Source organism: uncultured Microbacterium sp. (assembly GCF_947489255.1).
Taxonomy (GTDB): domain Bacteria; phylum Actinomycetota; class Actinomycetes; order Actinomycetales; family Microbacteriaceae; genus Microbacterium; species Microbacterium phycohabitans.
On record NZ_CANLCY010000001.1, the window covers coordinates 649088 to 666924 of the forward strand.

General features: G+C 70.5%; 21 protein-coding genes. 9 read left to right on the plus strand and 12 right to left on the minus strand.

Annotated elements, in window-relative coordinates:
* The first annotated feature begins 49 nt into the window (after positions 1 to 49).
* Positions 50 to 427 (plus strand): hypothetical protein, encoded by a 378-nt coding sequence (locus Q0818_RS03060; RefSeq protein ID WP_298871222.1) that lies wholly within the window; start codon positions 50 to 52, stop codon positions 425 to 427.
* Between the two features lie 143 nt (positions 428 to 570).
* Here Q0818_RS03060 and Q0818_RS03065 read toward each other — a convergent pair whose 3' ends face one another.
* Positions 571 to 792, minus strand: coding sequence for a hypothetical protein (locus Q0818_RS03065; RefSeq protein ID WP_298871225.1), 222 nt, complete (start codon positions 790 to 792; stop codon positions 571 to 573).
* 165 nt (positions 793 to 957) lie between these two features.
* On the opposite strand from Q0818_RS03065, the gene Q0818_RS03070 reads away from it, so the two are divergent.
* Complete coding sequence (locus Q0818_RS03070; protein WP_298871227.1) at positions 958 to 1224, plus strand: hypothetical protein; 267 nt, start codon at positions 958 to 960, stop codon at positions 1222 to 1224.
* A 12-nt stretch (positions 1225 to 1236) separates the two neighbouring features.
* Here the strand turns inward: Q0818_RS03070 and Q0818_RS03075 are convergent, their stop codons facing one another.
* Positions 1237 to 2175, minus strand: coding sequence for an aldo/keto reductase family oxidoreductase (locus tag Q0818_RS03075; protein ID WP_298871229.1), 939 nt, complete (start codon positions 2173 to 2175; stop codon positions 1237 to 1239).
* Positions 2176 to 2226: 51 nt separating this feature from the next.
* Positions 2227 to 3618 (minus strand): cell division initiation protein, encoded by a 1392-nt coding sequence (locus Q0818_RS03080; protein ID WP_298871231.1) that lies wholly within the window; start codon positions 3616 to 3618, stop codon positions 2227 to 2229.
* Positions 3619 to 4154: 536 nt separating this feature from the next.
* Here Q0818_RS03080 and Q0818_RS03085 point away from each other — a divergent pair.
* Positions 4155 to 4844, plus strand: a complete 690-nt coding sequence (locus Q0818_RS03085) for a DUF998 domain-containing protein (RefSeq protein WP_298871232.1) — start codon at positions 4155 to 4157, stop codon at positions 4842 to 4844.
* 40 nt (positions 4845 to 4884) lie between these two features.
* Positions 4885 to 5100 (plus strand): hypothetical protein, encoded by a 216-nt coding sequence (locus Q0818_RS03090; protein ID WP_298871234.1) that lies wholly within the window; start codon positions 4885 to 4887, stop codon positions 5098 to 5100.
* On the opposite strand, the gene Q0818_RS03095 is transcribed toward Q0818_RS03090, so the two are convergent.
* Positions 5075 to 7546, minus strand: coding sequence for a LuxR C-terminal-related transcriptional regulator (locus Q0818_RS03095; protein ID WP_298871235.1), 2472 nt, complete (start codon positions 7544 to 7546; stop codon positions 5075 to 5077). The two genes, Q0818_RS03090 and Q0818_RS03095, sit on opposite strands and share 26 nt — an antisense overlap.
* Before the next feature lie 317 nt (positions 7547 to 7863).
* On the opposite strand from Q0818_RS03095, the gene Q0818_RS03100 reads away from it, so the two are divergent.
* A complete protein-coding gene (locus tag Q0818_RS03100; protein WP_298871690.1) occupies positions 7864 to 9492 on the plus strand; it encodes a polysaccharide biosynthesis tyrosine autokinase in 1629 nt (542 codons plus the stop codon).
* A gap of 63 nt (positions 9493 to 9555) precedes the next feature.
* Here the strand turns inward: Q0818_RS03100 and Q0818_RS03105 are convergent, their stop codons facing one another.
* Positions 9556 to 11025 (minus strand): sugar transferase, encoded by a 1470-nt coding sequence (locus tag Q0818_RS03105; protein ID WP_298871236.1) that lies wholly within the window; start codon positions 11023 to 11025, stop codon positions 9556 to 9558.
* A 348-nt stretch (positions 11026 to 11373) separates the two neighbouring features.
* On the opposite strand from Q0818_RS03105, the gene Q0818_RS03110 reads away from it, so the two are divergent.
* Positions 11374 to 11649 carry a helix-turn-helix transcriptional regulator gene (locus Q0818_RS03110; protein ID WP_298871238.1) on the plus strand — a complete coding sequence of 92 codons (276 nt, stop codon included), beginning with the start codon at positions 11374 to 11376 and terminating at the stop codon, positions 11647 to 11649.
* Between the two features lie 91 nt (positions 11650 to 11740).
* Positions 11741 to 12076 (plus strand): hypothetical protein, encoded by a 336-nt coding sequence (locus tag Q0818_RS03115; protein WP_298871239.1) that lies wholly within the window; start codon positions 11741 to 11743, stop codon positions 12074 to 12076.
* Between the two features lie 9 nt (positions 12077 to 12085).
* On the opposite strand, the gene tatC is transcribed toward Q0818_RS03115, so the two are convergent.
* Positions 12086 to 12808 carry a twin-arginine translocase subunit TatC gene (gene tatC, locus Q0818_RS03120; protein ID WP_298871241.1) on the minus strand — a complete coding sequence of 241 codons (723 nt, stop codon included), beginning with the start codon at positions 12806 to 12808 and terminating at the stop codon, positions 12086 to 12088.
* A 62-nt stretch (positions 12809 to 12870) separates the two neighbouring features.
* A complete protein-coding gene (tatA, locus tag Q0818_RS03125; protein ID WP_298871242.1) occupies positions 12871 to 13110 on the minus strand; it encodes a twin-arginine translocase TatA/TatE family subunit in 240 nt (79 codons plus the stop codon).
* A gap of 229 nt (positions 13111 to 13339) precedes the next feature.
* On the opposite strand from tatA, the gene Q0818_RS03130 reads away from it, so the two are divergent.
* Positions 13340 to 13999 (plus strand): hypothetical protein, encoded by a 660-nt coding sequence (locus Q0818_RS03130; RefSeq protein ID WP_298871245.1) that lies wholly within the window; start codon positions 13340 to 13342, stop codon positions 13997 to 13999.
* Position 14000: 1 nt separating this feature from the next.
* Positions 14001 to 14360, plus strand: coding sequence for a hypothetical protein (locus Q0818_RS03135; protein ID WP_298871248.1), 360 nt, complete (start codon positions 14001 to 14003; stop codon positions 14358 to 14360).
* Positions 14361 to 14552: 192 nt separating this feature from the next.
* Here the strand turns inward: Q0818_RS03135 and Q0818_RS03140 are convergent, their stop codons facing one another.
* From Q0818_RS03140 to Q0818_RS03160, 5 genes are all read right to left on the minus strand, one after another.
* Complete coding sequence (locus Q0818_RS03140) at positions 14553 to 14714, minus strand: hypothetical protein (protein ID WP_298871251.1); 162 nt, start codon at positions 14712 to 14714, stop codon at positions 14553 to 14555.
* A gap of 105 nt (positions 14715 to 14819) precedes the next feature.
* Positions 14820 to 16826 carry an AarF/UbiB family protein gene (locus tag Q0818_RS03145; RefSeq protein ID WP_298871254.1) on the minus strand — a complete coding sequence of 669 codons (2007 nt, stop codon included), beginning with the start codon at positions 16824 to 16826 and terminating at the stop codon, positions 14820 to 14822.
* A 21-nt stretch (positions 16827 to 16847) separates the two neighbouring features.
* Positions 16848 to 17024: a hypothetical protein gene (locus tag Q0818_RS03150; RefSeq protein WP_298871257.1), complete on the minus strand. Its 177-nt coding sequence runs from the start codon at positions 17022 to 17024 to the stop codon at positions 16848 to 16850.
* A gap of 66 nt (positions 17025 to 17090) precedes the next feature.
* Positions 17091 to 17498, minus strand: a complete 408-nt coding sequence (locus tag Q0818_RS03155) for an MFS transporter permease (protein WP_298871260.1) — start codon at positions 17496 to 17498, stop codon at positions 17091 to 17093.
* A 38-nt stretch (positions 17499 to 17536) separates the two neighbouring features.
* The gene (locus Q0818_RS03160; protein ID WP_298871262.1) at positions 17537 to 17761 is read right to left on the minus strand and encodes a hypothetical protein; all 225 of its coding nucleotides are present in this window, start codon (positions 17759 to 17761) and stop codon (positions 17537 to 17539) included.
* Positions 17762 to 17837 lie beyond the last annotated feature (76 nt).

Here is a 17837-nt window from a genome sequence, read left to right on the forward strand (position 1 = left end):
AGTCTACCTAGTAAGTTCATTCATGAGCAACGAGCAAAGGGGAAACATCATGGCGAAGCTCTTCTACGGCACCACGACGGAGCCCATCGACATCGACGACCGTCTTCTGGCGCACGTCAAGGTGGTCGTCTCGACCAAGCTCCGCCGCGGCGAGAGCTTCACCCTGTCGTGGGTGCACGGCCCGGATCAGCCCGTCGGCCGGTCGACGATCTGGCTGCAGCCCTCGATCCCGCTGCGCTTCGTCTTCGACTCGGAACAGCCCGAGGCGCTCGATCAGAACCTTCTGAAGCGCATGGCGAACGACGCCAACTCCTCGCGTGGGCTCAGCCTCGACATCGCACTCGACGAGCCCGCCACGGCATCCGTCCCTGCTCGCCAGGCTCCCCAGGCTCAGAAGGCTGCGCGCAGCCTCGCCCGCGCCGCCTGACAGGGAGTGCGTCCCCGGTTCGACGGGGGACACGATCGCCCGCCCGGACACCCAAGAACGGAACATCTGCATGGAACCCCTGGCATCGTGGGAGCTCCCCACTGAACCGATCTCGGTCATCACCGCGGAGGCCCTCGAAGCCCTCAGTCCTCGGTGACGACCTCGCCCGGTGGGGTGGCGTCAGCGCCGTGACCCTCGGCTCGGATCCTCACCACCGCACCGGCAAAAATGAGGGCCCCGACCGCCAAGAAGCCGAGCTTGGGCTCGGTGGGCGAGTCGGCGGGGAAGACCAACGTTGGGGTCGCGAGGACCGCGGCCGCGACTCCGCTGAGGACGGCGCCCCAGGGGCGTTGCGTTCGCGCCACGCGTCATCTCCTCTCGTGGGTCGTCGAGGTCAGCCTAGGCGACCGGTTCGGCGCCATATCCTTCCCGGCGCCCGCCGTCTACCGTGGGGCCTCCCGGTCGGAGCATACGTATCGTGGGCGACCCGATGGAAGGAGTGCGCCGTGCGCATCGCAAGAACCCCCCTCATGACCTCTGCTCTCCTCGCCGGCACGATCGCGCTCGCTCCCGCACCGGCCTTCGCCGCCGCCACCGATGCGGTGGGTGTCCACAGCAACGTCGTGTCCGTGGCATCCCCCGTGTCGGCCACCGTCGCTGAGCAGGTTGAACCGGACTCCGAGGCGGAGGCGGGACGACTGGCCTTCGTGCTGGTTCCACTCCTGGGAGCGGCCGTCGTCGTCATCGGCGCGATCGTCGTCATCTCACGAGGCCGGCGCGGCCGCCGAGGCGACTGACCAGCGGCGCGCTCAGGGGACGACGTACCCCGCGGCCCGCACGAGCGCGTACCACTCCGCCCGGGTGAGCGGGATGTCGGAGCCCGCGGCGGCATCGATGACCCGCGCCGGCGTCGTCGTGCCCAGCACGACCTGCATCCCCGCCGGATGCCGCGTGATCCATGCCACCGCGATCGCCAGGGGCTCGACGCCGTAGCGGCCGGCCAGATCGTCGATCACCCGATTGAGCTCCGCGTACTCGGGATGACCGAGGAAGACCCCGCCCCCGCCGCGTGTTCCCTGCAGGGGGGACCACGCCTGGATCGTGATGCCCTCGATGCGGCAGTACTCGACGAGGCCGCCGCCGTCGAGAACGGCGGATTGGGAGGCTGTCTCCATGTTCGCGGCGAGACCCTGCGCGACGACGGGCGCGTGCGCGATCGACAGCTGCACCTGATTGGCGACGATCGGCTGGCGCACCGCGGTGCGAAGGAGGTCGATCTGGCGGGGCGTGTGGTTCGAGACCCCGAACGCCCGCACCTTCCCGGATTCCGCGAGGTGGTCGAAGGCGCGGGCCACCTCATCGGGCTCGACCAATGCATCGGGCCGGTGGAGCAGCAGGACGTCGACGTAGTCGGTGCGCAGAGCCCGCAGGGAGCCCTCGACCGACGACACCAGGTGCTCGTAGGAGAAGTCGAAGTACGGCCCCTCCCGGACGATGCCCGCCTTGGTCTGCAGACGGATCTCGGCGCGCTCCGCGCCGCTCAGGGAGAGGGCCTGAGCGAAGCGCTCCTCCGCGGAGTGCAGCGATCGCGCGTAGATGTCGGCGTGATCGAAGAAGTCGATGCCGGCGTCACGCGACGCCTGGTAGAGCGCGCGGACCTCCGCATCGGTCTTGTCGTCGATCCGCATCATGCCCGCCACGACGTTGGGGACGGAGAGACCGGAGGAGCCGAGGGGAACGGTGCGCATCATTCCACGCTAGTCGGCTCCGCGCGGGTCGGAGCCGAGACGGCTCGGCGCTCACTCCCCGTCGTCGACGGATGCCGCTGCGCTCTCCGGGTTCTCAACCGCATCCTGCGCGTCGCCGTCGGCGACGTCGGAGACGTCCGTCGCGGTGGGATCCGCGGTGTCATCGTCGCCGAGGTCGCGTCCGTCGGAGCCGCCGCGAGGCACGGCGCGGAGCAGCTCGTTCATCTCGGCCATGAAGCTGCCGAGCTGCTGCTGCTGCCAGCGCAGGTCGCGCGTGCGGTCTTCCGCGTCGCGGAGCACCGAGGCCGCATGCTTAGTGATCGTGTCGGCGATCGTCTGGGCCCGATCGCGCGACGCGTCGAGGATCTCCCGAGCGCGCACCTGCGCGTCGGCCTCGACCCGCTGCGCCTGCGCGCGGGCGAGACGCTCGTAGTCGTCGGCCCGTGCCGCGATGCGTCGCGCGTGTTCGAGGGCCGCCGCGACCTGCTCGCTCGCGTCTGAGGTGATCCGCTCGGCGTGCGCCACGGCCTGGTCGTGCAGGACGAGGAACTCCTGCTGCGCCTCGTCCTGTCGTCGGGTCAGGGACTCCTCGAATTCCAGGACTCGTGCCGTCATCTCGCGGACGTCGCGCTCGGCCTTGGCGCGAAGGTCGGCGGTCTCCCGAGACACGAGGGACCGAAGGGCGGCCGCACCCTTCTCCGATTCGGTGCGGACCGCGACCGCCTCCCGCTCCGCCTGCGAGACGCGCTCGGCGGCGTGAGCCGCCTCGCGCTCCAGGCGCGCCGCGTGCGCGGTCGCCTCGGTCTCGATGCGGAGACGGACCTGATCGGCGTCGTGCTGCGCCTCCGCGCGGAGGCGAGCCTGCTCGGAGACCGCGTCGTCGCGGATCGCCGCTGCCTCGGCGTGGGCGCTCGCCAGCAGCCGCTCCGCCTGCCCGACCGCGTTCTGGACGAGGACCGACGCCTGCTCCTCGGCGACGCGCAGGATCGCGTCGAACTGCTGGCGGCCCTGTTCGGGGTCATCGTCGCTCCGGCGCGCGGCGAACTCGTTCGAGAGTGCCGAGACCTGCGTCTCCGCCTCCGCGGCGCGGGCCGCGGCCTCACGCAGCTGCTCGCGGAGTGCGCTGTTCTCCTCCGTGTGCCGACGGGTGGCCTCCGCGAGTTCCTGGTCGTGCTCCGCCCGCTGCTGAGCGAACATCGCTTCGGCCCGGAGCTTCGCATCGTGCGCCTCTTCGACGCTGCGCCGGAGGCGCTCGCCGAGTTCGCGGACGGCTTCGTCGACCGCATCCCGGTCGTATCCGCGGAACCCGACGGGGAAGACCGGACCCTCGTCGCCGCCCCCGACCGACCTCAACAGCGCGTCGAGAGCGGAGTCGCCCGTTGCGTCCTCGTGCGAGCGGTCCTGGTCGGGAGTGCCCGGGATGCCGTCGGTTCGCTCGGTCACGTCTTCCTCCTGGGTCTTCGCACCCCCGCACGCCCCGATCCGGTCTCGTGCCGGTCGTCGGGTCGTGGGTTCGAGAGGATGCGCGGCCCTGCGGCCGGGTGCCGTGGCCGGGGCCGCGCATCCATGGACGAGCGGAGTCGTCGGGAGTGAGGTTCTGGGGGAGAGCCACGCGACGTCCGCTCCCCCCGAGCCTCTCAGTCGGGGGCGATATGAGCCGCCGGGAGCGTCGATTCTCACCCGCGGATTCGCCTGTTCCCGGAGGGGGGAACCCGCGTCGAGACGACGGCGACAGGGCTCTCCGCACACCTCGCGAGGCGGCGAGGGGTGCGGGCAGAGCGACGGTCCGACGGTACGGCCCCCCGGCTCGCACGGTGACGCGGTCGCCCTGCCCGCAGTCCCAGCATCCGATGCGGACGAGAGCGGATGCCGGAGCCCTCCCGCCGAAATCACCCCGGACGATGCGCACATCATCCCCTCTCCACGGACCGGAGGCGGACGGAACGATAATGTGGCGGAGCCCGATCCAGGAGGAGCCCTTGACCGAGACCGTCGACCGGCCGGCCGGCATCCGCCCGACCGCCCTCACGCGCCGCCCCGTCATCCAGGCTGCGGTCGGTGCCGCCGCCGCGTTCGTGAGCGCGGCGCTGATCTGGGTCTGCCGGTTGTGGGACCCCAGCGTGCACTACGTCAGTCAGCTGGGGGCGACGGGGATGCCGACGGCTCCCGTGTTCAATCTGGCGCTGCTGCTCCTGGCCGTCGCCGCGGTTCTCGTCGATCGAGCCCTCCACCGCGGGCCGAACGACGTCTACGACGTCGGCTGGCCCATCGCGACGACACTGCTTCTGTGCGGCCTGTGCTTCGGGATCGCGTCGGCCGTCACCTGCTCACCGGGGTGTCCGGTCCCGTTCACGCCCGGAGCGCTGCCGCAGGATCTCGTCCACATCACCTTCGCCGTCATCGGTTTCGTTCTCGCCATCGTCGCGATGGGGCAGGTCGCCCTCGTGCGGCGGCGCCCCTGGATGAGGGGGGCGAGTGTGCTGATCCTCATCGCCGTCGGAGCGACCTCGTTCACCGGCGCCATGCTCGCGTTGTTCCGGGGCGACACCGTGCTGGGCGGCAACCTGGAGTTCACGGCGGCGACGTTGGCGATCGCCTGGTTCGGCGTCTTCGGATCGCAGATCGCGAGCGAGCTCCGAACGGCGTGGCGAGACGGACGGGGGTTCTGACGTGGTCCCCGGAGCGCCGCGCCGTCGGGGCAGGGCCCTCTTGACGCTCCGACAGCTGAAGCGGGCGGCGGCCCTGCTCCTTCCCGTCGCGGCGCTGATCGTCGTGCTGGCGGTCGTGCGCGGAGCCGGGATCCCGCTCACCGTTCCCGGTGTCGTGATCGTCTTCGTCCTCCTCTTCGTCGTACGCGCAGTGGTGGGGTGGTCGCGTCGACGGCGGCGCGACCACCCGCTCACCCCTCCCCGTCGCCCTCGATGAGCCCCCAGGCGTGGGCGGCCCGGATCGCGCTCGACCGGTCCGACACCTCGAGCTTGCGATAGAGGCTCTGCAGCTGCGTCTTGACCGTGTTGGGGGAGACGACGAGAGCGCGCGCGATGTCCGCGATGGTCGAGGTGGGCGTCAGGTGCGCGAGGACCACCTGCTCGCGCTTGGTGAGGTGCGGCACGCTCACCGACGACGCGAAGAACGACGTCCGTTCCGCGACCTGGGCGCGCGCAGCGGGAGACAGCAGCCGCAGCACCAGGGCGCGGTCCTCGGGTGCGACCGCGCTCCACGGACCCCACAGGTCGTGTCGCGTGCTCAGCGCCTCCGCTCGCTGGACCGCCGTGCGGTGCGCGTCGACGCCGTTGAGGCGGACATCGGCGACGATGCTCACGACGAGGCTCTCGAGCGCCGCGCGTGCGGACGGCTCGTGGTGCAGGCCCCACTTCACGCTCATGACGAAGGCCTCGTGCGTGCGACCCGCGTACAACTGCGACAGGGCGATCGCGGGGGCCGTGACGGGCGAGAGCGCGAACGGTCCCTCGAAGAGCGCCAGCGCTTTGCGCGCCTGGCGGAGCGCGATGAGCACCTTGGCTCGTGCGGTGAGGATCTGCGTGGATTGATAGTGCGAGGGCGGCGTGCTGCGCGCGCGACCCGCCCAGGCGCGCAGGAGGCCGAGAGCATCCGACGCCGCGCCCGACAGGAGGAATGAGAGGGTGTGCGCCGCCGCGGCGAAGGGCCAGAGCTCGCGCGCCCCCTCCGTCGCCGGGATCGCATCGAAGCGTGTCCGGGCCTCTGCGGCGTCGCCCGTCTCGAGGAGCAGCCAGGCGTCGGCGATGCGCATCCCCTCACCCCACGGCGACGCGAACCACGGGTCTGCGCGATTGTCATCGATGATGCGCCGCGCGGCGCGCACGTCGCCCTCGAGGAGGGCGATGATCGCCAGGGCTCCGCGGGCGCGCAGACGTCGAGCCGGAGGTGCTGTGCGTTCCGCCTGCCCCAGCCCGAGCGTCGCCTCACGGAGCTTGCCCATCGCGAACGCCGTCATGCCGATCTGGTACCAGCCCTCGTGCAGCGCCTCGCCCTCGAGCTCCGGGCGCCGTCGGAGCGCGTCGGACAGCAGGGTCGCGGCCTCCGTCGCCAGAGCGAACCGCCCCGCGGCGCGCAGCAGGCTCACACGGAGGATCAGGGCGTCGAGGTTGGCGGCGGCCGCGCTCTTCGCATCCGTGAGCCGTCCGAGGGCACCGACCGCCCGAGCCGGCGTCTCCGGCGATGACGCCGTCTCGGCGTCGAGAGCGAGCAGGGTGCCGATGACACGCGGCTCCGCCGGACCGCTCAGCCGGAGCGCCGTGACGAGACGATCGAAGGCGTCTCGATCCCGCGCCCAGATCTCGGGTCCCGATGAGCGGAGGACTCCCGCGAGGGTGTTCCACTGACCGGCGTCGGCGGCCAGCTGAGCGGCGAGGAGCGGCTCTCCGCCCTCGACCAGGTGATCGAGGAGGCGGAGCCGGGCGGTCGCGACGAGTTGGGGGCTGCGGGCCGTGATCACCCCCAACCACTGCTCACGGACGGGTTCGGCGAGGGTGACGCGCGTGGAGCCTGGCCAGACCAGCCCCGCCGCCTGCATGCGGCTGAGGAGGTCGCGAGAGAGGACGGTGGTGGTGTCCATCCCGATCGCCTCGGCGAGAGGGGCGGTGATGTAGGGCGCGACGGCGAGGAGGCGCATCTCATCCGTGACAGGCAGGGCGAGTCTCTGCTCCATGTCGTTCGTCAGGGCGGCGACCGCGTATCGGGCCGCACCGACGGCGTCGTCCTGCGTCCGAAGCGCTGTGCCTTCCAGGCGGAGACGGGTGCCGGCGAGCTGCACGAGGGCGGGCCAGCCGTACGTGAGTTCGGCCAGCTTGTCGACGGCGTTGTCCGTGGATTCGACACCGTTCAGGGAGAGGACGGCGACGAGCTCGTCGCGGGTCATGCGCAGGTCCTCCGCCGCGAGCACCTGCACGTCGAACTCGAGAGCCACGAGCGGACTCTCCAGCCCCGTCGACGAACGGGTGGCGACGATGACGCGGAGGGCGGGATCGCTGCGCAGCATGCCAAGGAGGTCCTCGGTCGTCACGCCCGTGTCCTCGCTGAAGTTGTCGACGAGGAGCACGTGGACCGACGGCCCGTCCGCGAAAGCCTCGAGGACGCGCGGGAAGGAGATCGCCGGCGCCTGGGCTGCGTCGAGGAGCTGGACTCCGCGCTCGGGGTCGTCTTCGAGGGAGACCGCGAACTGACGCAGCAGGGAGGTCTTGCCGACCCCGGCCGGACCGCGCACGAGCACCACGTCGCCGCTCAGCGCTTCGTGCAGACGAGCGAGAGCGCCCGCGCGGGGCGCCCAGTAGCGGCTCGTGCGACGGGTGGAGCGCGCGTTCGTGGGCAGGCTGTCCACATCGATGAGCATCGTTACCTCCAGTTCAGGGACCGAACGTCTCCGTGCAGACACGTTCGCGCGCGCAGCGGGTAGCCGACCGCGCAGGAATGATCCTGTGGGTGAGGGGGAGGACGAGAGAGACCAAGGGCGGCTCTTTCATCCTCCTCGTCATCCCCTCATCACCCCATCCGCATCACCCCATCCGTCGTCAGCGGGGCGACTCGATCGGCTCCTCGCCCGCGGGTCGGCGGAGAGGGGCTGGTCCGTCGGTGGCGAGGCTCATGCCTATGCTGCGGGCGGTCCGACGGGTCTGTCCGGCGGGCGTGGAAAGGCGGACACGAGTGGACATGCAGCGGGTGGTGCGCATCCTGCGCGCGTACTGGAAGGCGATCGTCGCACTGACGGTTGCGGGCGGGCTGGTCGGGTTGGCATGGAGTGCCGTACAACCCAGGGTGTACACCGCCGACGCCAGCGGCTATGTCGCCGCGGTCGCCTCCGACGGGTCGACGGGCGCCGCCCTCGCCGGTGACCAGCTCGCGCTCTCGAAAGTGAAGTCCTTCATCGACATGGGCTACTGGCGCAGCGTCGCGGAGACGGCGAAGAGCGAGCTCGGCCTGAGCGAGACCCCCGAGGCGTTGGTGCAACGGGTCCACGTCTCCAACCCCGTCGACACCGTCAACGTCCGCGTGGATGCCACCGGCTCGACGCCGGAAGCCGCCCGCGACCTGGCAGAGGCGTGGATCCGGGGGATGACGACGCAGGTCGATCAGCTTCAGACGGGGCGGGGTGGGGAGAGCGCCGTGCGCCTGATCGCGGGCGACTCCGCGCGGTTGCCGACGTCGCCGTCCTCCCCGAACGTGAAGCTCGACGTCGCGATCGGAGCGCTCGTGGGGGCGCTCGCCGGAATCGTCTTCGCCCTCGTGCGGCGGGCTTTCGACCGACGTGTGCGTTCCGCCTCGGACATCACCGACACGATCGCCGCATCCGTGGTCGGCATCCTGCCCGTCGACAAGGAACTGGCGTCGGGCCGCGCGGTCTTCTCCTTCGACGACATCCGCGACGGCCGCGGCTCGTTCGCCCACAAGGAGGCGATGCGAGAGCTGCGCACCAACCTGCAGTACGTCGACGTGGACAGGCCCGCACGCGTCATGGTGGTCACGAGCCCGCTCCCCGGTGACGGGAAGTCGACGACGGCGGCGAACCTCGCCGTGAGCATCGCGGCGACCGGACAGGCCGTGATCCTCGTGGACGCCGACCTGCGGCGTCCCGTGCTGGGCGGGATGTTCGGATTCTCCGACGACGTGGGACTGTCCGACGTGCTCGCCGGGCGCGCGCAGATCGAACAGGTCGCCCATCAGGTGGACGAGAACGGCCGGCTCTTCGTCGTGGCCGCCGGGCGCACCCCGCCCAACCCCAGCGAGATGGTCGGGTCGCAGCGGATGCAGGCGCTGGCGCGCAAGCTGGCCGAGGATCTCGTGGTCGTCGTCGACTCCCCACCCACGCTCGCGGTGGCCGACGCCGCCGTCATCGCGAGCTGGGCGGACGGCGCGGTCCTCGTCGTGACGGCGGGCCGGACCACCGACGACATGCTCTCCCGGGCCGCGGAGAACATCGCGAAGACGCGGGGCCACCTCCTCGGTGTGGTGCTGAACCGGGCTCCCCTCCGTGGCGTCGACTCGTCCTATTACGGGGGTCGTTATGGCGGGTACTACGGCTACGGGGCGCCACGCGGCGAGGCGCGGCCCTGGTGGCGGCTGGGTCGTCGAACCCGGGTCGCGGAGGCCGCAGAGGCCGAGGAGTCCACCGGTCCTCGGCGGCGGTCGTCGGAGCTGCCCCCGGAGAACGTCAGCGGCCTGCGCACCCTGTCTCAGCGAAGGACGGTGAGCCAAGCCGAGGGTGACTCGCCGAGTGAAAAGACGACGCTCGTAGCCCCCGTCGCGTCCGCGGCGGGGCGTCGACGCCGCCGCACGCCCTGAGCGCTCACACCCAACGCGAGAGGCGCCGGCCAAATGGCCGGCGCCTCTTCTCGTGGATCGGCGTCAGTGCGCGGTGTCTCCCGGGACGAGCACCGCCTTGAACGTCCGCGCGAGGATGGTGAGATCGCCCACGAGCGACCAATTCTCGACGTAGAAGAGATCGAGCCGGATCGCGTCGTCCCACGCGAGCGCGGATCGGCCGCTCACCTGCCAGAGGCCGCTCATCCCGGGCCGCACCATGAGCCGGCGGTGCGCGTCGTCGTCGTAGAACTCCACCTCTGCATCGCGCTGCGGGCGGGGGCCCACCAGGCTCATCTGTCCGGCGAGCACGTTCAGCAGCTGAGGCAGCTCGTCGAGGGAGTATTTCCGCAGCCAGCGACCGACCGGTGTGATGCGGGGGTCGTCGGCCACCTTGAACAGCGGGGTGCCCTCGCGCCCCTGCTCCGCCAGAAGGGTGTGCAGCCTCGCATCGGCGCCGTCGATCATGGATCGGAACTTGATCATGCCGAAGTGCGTTCCGCCCTGCCCGACGCGTTCCTGACGGTAGAAGATCGGCCCCGGGCCGGACATGCGGACGAGCAGCGCGAGGACGAGGAACACGGGCGCCAGCAGGAGCAGGAGCGACGCGGAGCCCGCGATGTCGAAGGCCCGCTTGAGGATCCGCTGCGTGGCCGAGAACTGCGGGGTCTCGATATGCACCAGGGGAAGCCCGGCGACGGGCCGTGTGTGGAGGCGGGGTCCTGCGACGTCCGTGAGATTGACGGCCACGATCAGGTGCTGCTGGCCGGGATCGAGACTCCACCCGATGCGGCGGATGTCGCGGGCCTCGAGCAGGGCGCCGCCCGAGATGAGCACGCTGTCGGCTCGCAAGTCGGTCAGAAGCCGGCGGAGGGACGCGGCCTGCACCTCGTCCCACGCGGCGGCTTCGGCGGGAAGCTCGTGGATGCCGACGACCTGCAGTCCCGCAGCGGGTTGCGCCGCCAATTCCGCGGCGACGCGGGCGTTCTCGTCGGCCCCGCCCACCAGGATCACGCGGGCGTTCATGAGGCCGTGACGGCGTCGATGACGCAGCCAGAGGCGGCAGAGGGCTCGGCCGGTCAGCAGCGCGGTCGTTCCGAGCGGGAGGCTCAGGAGGAAGTACCCGCGCGAGACGTCGGCGCCCGTCAGATAGGCCACGATCGCGAGAGCGCCGAAGAGCTGGAACGAGGCGGCGAGCGTCAGCCGGTATTCGGTGATCCCGTAGCCGATCACCCGGGGATGCCGCGTGCCCCCGACGGTCAGGGCTCCGAGCCACGCGACGGAGAGGACGAGCGACAGGGTGGTGTAGTCCAGCGGAGACGACGCGACGTCAACGGAGTGCGGACCCAACCAGAAGACCTGCGACACGAAGACGGCGATCGCGACCACGATGGTGTCGATCGCGAGAACGAGTCGCGCGTACCTGCGTTGCCAGGGGATACGTCGCGCGGCCGGAGGAGGGGTGACGTCATTTGACGTGAGGGGTGAGTCGACAATTGAGACGGAAGTGTTCATCTGTGCTCCGCGGACCGTGCCCCGAGGTCGAGAAGAGACCGTCGCCCGGGTGTGGCTACGACGGTGGGCGCGGGAACTGTCCCACCCGCATCGGAACGCGGGTCCCGGCCTCGAAGGAGACGTCCTCGGGTGAGGCGCGCAGGCGCGTCGCCCACACCGAGCTGGTGCGGGCCGATGCGCGAGTGCCGGCGCGGGGATCGTCGCGCCATGCGCGAGGATCGCTCCCTCCATCACCCCGGTGGCCGGTCAGCTCACCATCTCGTCGCGCCCCCGTCGTAGGGTCGATTCTCTTCGGGGGAGCATGTTCACATGTTCATGTGAGAGTTGGTCGCGGTTCAAGCTGGAACCATGAGCGAATCGCCCGACCCCTGGACCGAGTTCGCGCGAGAGCTCGGAGTGCGACTTCTTCGCGCGCGGGCCGAGAAGCACCTGTCGCAGGAGCAGGTGGCGCACGCGGCCGGACTCGCGACCTTCACCTACCGCAAGCTCGAGAAGGGCGAGTCGAATCCGGGAACGGCCGCCAATCCGCGACTGCGCACGCTGGTCCTCCTCTCGGAGGTCCTCGGCATCCCGTTCCGCGACCTCGTCCCGACGCCTCCGGAGGGTCTCGCACCCGGGCGCTGACGGCAGTGTCGGAGGTTCGAGGCAGACTGACGTCGTGCCCACCCACGTTCGGCCCGCCCACCCGGGCGGTCCTCTGAGAGAGGTGTGCGGCATGGACCGACAAGAAGTCTTCGATCTCGAGTTCCGGCGCTGTGCGTTCGAGTGGTGCGCGACCGATCACGGTCGTACCGTGCACGCGGACGACGAGGACCATCGCAGCGAGGGAGTGGCGGTCGCCCTCCGCGTGCGCGCCGCGGCGAGCAGCGGTCCCGGTCGGCTCGACGACTACGAGGTGGGCCTGCTTCGTCGGTCCGCCGACGACGAGACCTGGCTCGTCGTCGAAGCGCCCGGCGGGGTGTCGATCGCGATGTCTCGCGAGGCCGCACGGGCCGTCGTGCACGCTGTCCGTGTCGACCGACACCTCCGCGCCTTCGTCGAAGAATCCTGAGCGGCCGCGTCAGAGCGCGCGGCGCGCTTTGCGCCGATCGTGCATCGACGTCCACACGGCGGCCCCGAGGTAGAGCACGCAGAGGGGGAGGGCAACCAGCAGCATGCTCATGACGTCGGAGGCGGGCGTGACGATGGCGGAGAAGAAGATGATCACCACCAGGGCGATTCTCCACCCGCGGATGATCGTCCGCGCGCTCAGGACCCCCACGGCGTTCAGGGCGACGAGGGCCAGCGGTGAGACGAAGGAGATCCCGATGCCCACGATCAGCTTGAGCAGGAAGTCGAAGTACTGACCGGCCGTCAGCATGGTGGTCGACGCCGCCGGCGCGAAGCCCGCGAGCAGGTTCACGACCTGGGGGACGATCATCCACCCGAAGGTCACGCCCCCCAGGAAGAGGGGCACGGCCGCGCAGACGAAAGCGATGCCGATCCGCCGCTCCCGTGAGGTGAGTCCGGGCACCAGGAATGCCCACACCTGCCAGATCCACACCGGAGCGGCGAAGATGATCCCCAGCGTCAGGGCGATCTTGAAACGCAGGTCGAACGCCTCGCCCAGGCGGGTGAAGTTCAGAGTGGCGACGGAGGGGCCGTGCACGTGCGAGAGCGGTTCAGCGGCCGCTGCGATCACCACGTCCGACAGGAGGAACCCTGCGACGCCTCCGATCAGGATGGCGCCGGCCGCGATCATCAGCCGGCGCCGCAGCTCCGAAAGATGGGAGAGGAGGGGCATCGCCCCTCCTCTCCCATCCGACCGGATCCGGTCGCTCCGACGGCGCTCGCGCGCTTCCCGACTCACGCCGACGGCGATGTGCGCCCGCTCTCGGCGGCGCGATCGGTCACGGCGGGCGACGCGGCGGCCGCGGTGTCATCGCCGGGGGCGTCGGTCTCCTTGCTCTCGGTCCGGAGGATGCGAACGGACTCGCCGACGCTGCGCGCCAGCCCCGGCAGCTTCGACGCCCCGAACAGCAGCAGGACGACGGCGAGGATCAGCAGAAGATGCCAGCCGGAAAGTGCGTTGCCGAAGATTCCCATGAGTTGACCTTTCGAGAAGTGTCCGTCCCTTCATGCTCGGGTCGACACGTGCGCGTCGCCCGTGATGCGATCGACAATCGCCCGACCTCAGCAGCGACTTCACCAGCCCGGCGGTCGGAAGCGAAACGGCCCACCGGTGAGGCGCCACCTCGCAGCACGGCTTTACTGGTCTCCACCCCCGTGCCTCTCTTCGGCCGGGGAGGACCGTGCCGGAGGAGACGAGGTGATCGTGAGCACTGACCGCGTCCTGATCGTCTGCACCGCCAACGAAATCCGATCGGCGTTCGTCGCGGCCCTGCTCGCGTCCCGCGTCCCCGACGGGCACGGCGGTCGCCTGACGTTCGAAAGTGCGGGGACCCTCGCCCGACCGGGGACTCCTGCCGATGAGAAGGTGGTCGCTCTCGGGCGTACCTACGGACTGAACCTGGAGGGGCATCGCTCACGGCGTCTGGACGAGGGCGTCCTGCGCACGGGTGACACCGTCCTCTGCGCGGAGCGCGTGCACCGTCGGACGGTGCTCGATCTGCGCCCCGACCTGATCTCATCGGTGTTCACCATCCGCGAGTTCTCCCACCTGGCGGAGACGGTCCACGGCCGGGCGACGACATGGGCGGGGCTCGTCCATTCGGTGTCGCGTGCGCGGCTGAGCGCGCCGCCGCGCGACGCCGAGGAGGACGACATGCTCGATCCGGTCGGGGGCCCGGACGCCGCCTGGCTCGCTTTCGAACGGCAGGCGACGCAGGCGGTGTCGTCGATCCTCGCGGCCGTCGCGGCCCTCCCCGCCCTGACCGCCGGTGGGCGGTCCCCCGCGCAGCCCGCCACTCGTCGGGAATTCCGCCGCTTGCAGGAGAACGCCGTGCGGGACGCCGGTTCGGCACAGAGGAGCTGATGTGTTCGATCTCGGTATCGACAAGATGATCGTGGTGGCCGTCCTGGTCGGCCTGATCATGGGGCCCGAGCGGTTGCGCGAGCTCCGGCGGGCTCTCCCGCGCCACATCGGTCGCATCCACGCTCTGTATCAGCAGGGTCGCGCACAGGTGGTCGACGAGCTCGACGAGCTCGCGCCGGACTGGCGCGAATACGACCCGCGGGCTCTGCATCCGCGTCGCATCCTGAAAGACATCGCTGCAGGGACGACCGCGCCGCCGACCGCGGCGGCCGTTCCGGGCGAGCGTCCGGGTGAAACGACGGCGGCTCCCGAACGAGGCGATGAGGACGCGCTCTGGACACCCCCGTGGGTGGGCCGATGACCGCGGGCGAGGGCGAGCAGATGTCGCGGAAGCGGGCCGGCTCCCCGCCCGCGGAGACCGTTCCGGTTCCTCCGGCCGGCCCGCAGCCTCCGGTGGCCCCGCCCGGACCGGAAAGCGCCTGACGCTCGGCCCCGCAGCGGTCCGATGGGGTCGGCGGGGTGCGGGAGTGTCGTCAGCGGGTCGGACCGCTGCTCACGACCGCACGGTCCCGGACAGACTCGGCGCCGCGGGTAGCGAACCCCGCACCGCTTCCGAATCCGCTCGGGCGATGACCCGACCGAGCCCGATGCCGGTGGCGAGGGCGGCAATCATCCAGATGGTGGCGGCGATGAGGACGAGGGCGAGAGCGAACATGGGACTTCTCCTTCGGAGCCCGTCCACCGGTCGGTGGTGCGCTCACCGTACTGCCGCGGTGAGGCCGACATCGCAAGCGACGCGCCGACGAATCAGGCCGGCGCATCATCGAGGTCGAGTGAACGTCCTCCGGACAATCCGCAGCAGCCCGAGGAAGCCGAACAGGCCGATGACCGCTCCGAGGACGGCGAACAGGGTCACGGAGCCGCCGAGAACGGGACCGCCTCCCGCGATGACGAGGACGACCGCGATCACGACGGCCGCGATCGACACGAGCGTCGACGCCACCTCGGCCGTCACGCGTCCGAGGATCCCGCTGACGTCGTTGCCGTCGTCGCTGCGGAGCGTGACGCCGATCGACCCCTTCTCGACGCCCGACAACAGGGCGTCGAGGCGCTGGGGCATACGTTCCAGGCGGGCGAGCGAGATGACGGCCTGTGCTTGGAGATCGGTGGCCATGCGCTTCGCGGACAACGTCCGGCGCAGCAGCGTCGGCATGAGGGGGAGAGCGCGCCCGACCATGTCGAAATCGTCGACGAGGACGCGGAGGCACCCCTCGAGGGTGGCGAAGCTGCGGAAGGCCGAGGCGAGCTCGCCGGGAAGGGCGATGTGGTGCTGGCGGATCACGTCGACCATGCGGGTGAAGATCGAGCCCTGGCCGTCGGTGCGCAGGTGCTCGGTCGTGAGCACGATTCCGACGTCGTGGCGGAACGCATCCATGTCGAGGTCATCGGGGGGATCCACGATCAGCAGAAGGGCATCGGTGGCGGCGACGTCGTTCTCGCTCAGGGCGGCCAGGAGGAGCGCGGTCATGTGCTGTCGGCGGCTGCGTTCGATGATGCCGACCGCGCCGAAGTCGATGAGTCCGAGAGTCCCGTCTCTTTTGAGCAGCACGTTGCCGGGGTGCAGGTCGGCGTGGAACACGCCGTACACCAGGATCTGCTCGATGACCGTCGACATCAGCGTCTGAGCGAGACGGTCGCGATCCTCGGCGGAGAACGTGGCGAGGCGGTCGACACTGTCGCTCAGCGCCGCGCCGTCGACGAGGTCCATCGTGAGGACGCGTTGTCCCGAGGCGGCCTCGAAGACCCTCGGAGCCGTCACGACGCCGCGGCGCGACGGCTCCGCGCGGTCGATGAGGTCGAGAGTGGAATGGATCATGCGGGTGTTGCGAGCTTCGATCCGGTAGTCCAACTCCTCCACGAGTGTGCTCGTGAACCCGCGGGCGACCGATTCGATGCGCAGGTCGCGGCCCACCCGCGTGCGCATCTCGGCCCGGTGCGCCAGACGGCCGATGATGTCGGCATCCGCTTCGACCTGAGCGCGCGCGGCGGGACGCTGCACCTTCACGACGACGGGGGTTCCGTCGCGCAGGACGGCGCGATGCACCTGCGCCACGGAGGCGGCGGCGAGGGGGACCGGATCCACCTGCGCGTAGATCTCGTCGATGGCCGTGCCCAGGTCGTCTTCGATGACCGCTCGCACGGTTTCCCACGCCAGCGTCGTGGCGTTGGTCTGGAGGGATGACAGGGCGGTGAGGTACGGCTCGGGGATGAGGTCGCGGCGCGTGGAGAGGACCTGGCCCAGCTTGACGAAGCTCACCCCCGCGTCGTTGATGGTCGCGACGATCGCATTCGCGCGTTCCTCGGAGGTGCTGAGTTGTTCCTCGACGCGCGCGCGGCCGCCGTGGAACAGCCATCCCACGCCGTGTCGGGACGCGATCGTCAGGATCTCGAGATAGCGGCGGGTGCGCTTGCGCTGGCGGAGCGCGGCACGGACGAGGTCGATGGGGTTGGGGAGAGGGCGCGTGGGGAAGATCGCCTCGCTCGCGACGAGCGCCGCGACGCCGAGGGCGAAGACCCACGCGAGCGACAGGGCGATGAGCCCGATCCACAGCCATGCGTCGTTCGCTTCGACGACGGCGTTCGTGTCGATGAGGTCGGTCTGACCGAGCGTCCACTGGGCGGATGGCACGCCGAGGAAGAACACGAGGAGCCCGACGACGATGCTGCGCGGCCACCCGACCGCGGTCCCGAGGATGCGCCGGGCGACGAACCCGACGAGTACCGCCGAGACGACGGCGGATATCGAGATCAGGATGGTGGCCCCCACGGGGTCAGCGTAGTCGTCTGCTCAGCAGATCCGGGGAAGAGCGCATTCGCCGCATCGCCACCACGCGAGCCCGTCGCGCGAAGAGTGCGGACGCATCGTCAGGGAACAGGCGGGGCAATTCGGCGCGAAGCCGACCAGCAGGTCGTCGTCGTCGAATCGCCCGCGCTCTCGCGGCGGATCGTCAAGGGGCAGGTGCATGGTTCCTCCTGGGAGGCATCTTCGCATGCGCATGCGTCGTTGTGGCGTGTCATCCACAGGGGTGCGTCAGCTGCCCCCACCGAGCCGCTGCACGAGCTGTTCGACGACCGCACCGAGGTCTCCCACGCGGTCGACGGAGCCCACGACGACGGCGATGAGCGGGAACGCGGTCACGACGATCGCCACCACCACCGCCGTCGCCGAGAGGGCCCACGCCGCGGGGGCGCGGCGGCGCGTGACCGACCCCGCCAGCAAGGCGACGATGGCGAGCAGTCCGATGAGCGCGACCGCGGTCACGCCCAGCACGGGGAACGGCACCAACCCGGCGGTGCTCGCCGTCGCGCCCGCGAGGAAGGTCACGAGGGGGAGGAAGCCCAGCAGCACGATGAGCGCGATGACCACGCCACCGGTCATCGCGGCGGCGGCGCTGCGGCGCGAACGGATCACCGTTTTGCTCGAAGAGATACGGCTCATGAGACTCCTTCCCGGTCGGTCGGACTGCGCTGCCCGGGTCAGGAGCGCAGGTCGTGCAGGGTGCGGTGTGCGCGCTTGCGCGCAGCGCGAGCGGCTTTCTTCGCCGCCTTGTGCCGACGACGGCGGGCCTTGGGGTCGTCCCACAACCGGACGATCTGGTGCCCGACGGACTCCCGCTTCTTGACCTGCACACGCGGGGTGCGGGTCCCCACGACGTAGGCGATGAGCGCGACGGCGCCGATCAGGATGATCTTGTTGCGCATGGCATCCTCCTTCTGCACGGGGTCCGGCGGTGATCCGCAGCGGACCGTCACTACGCAGACGCGTGGAGGGGAGGAT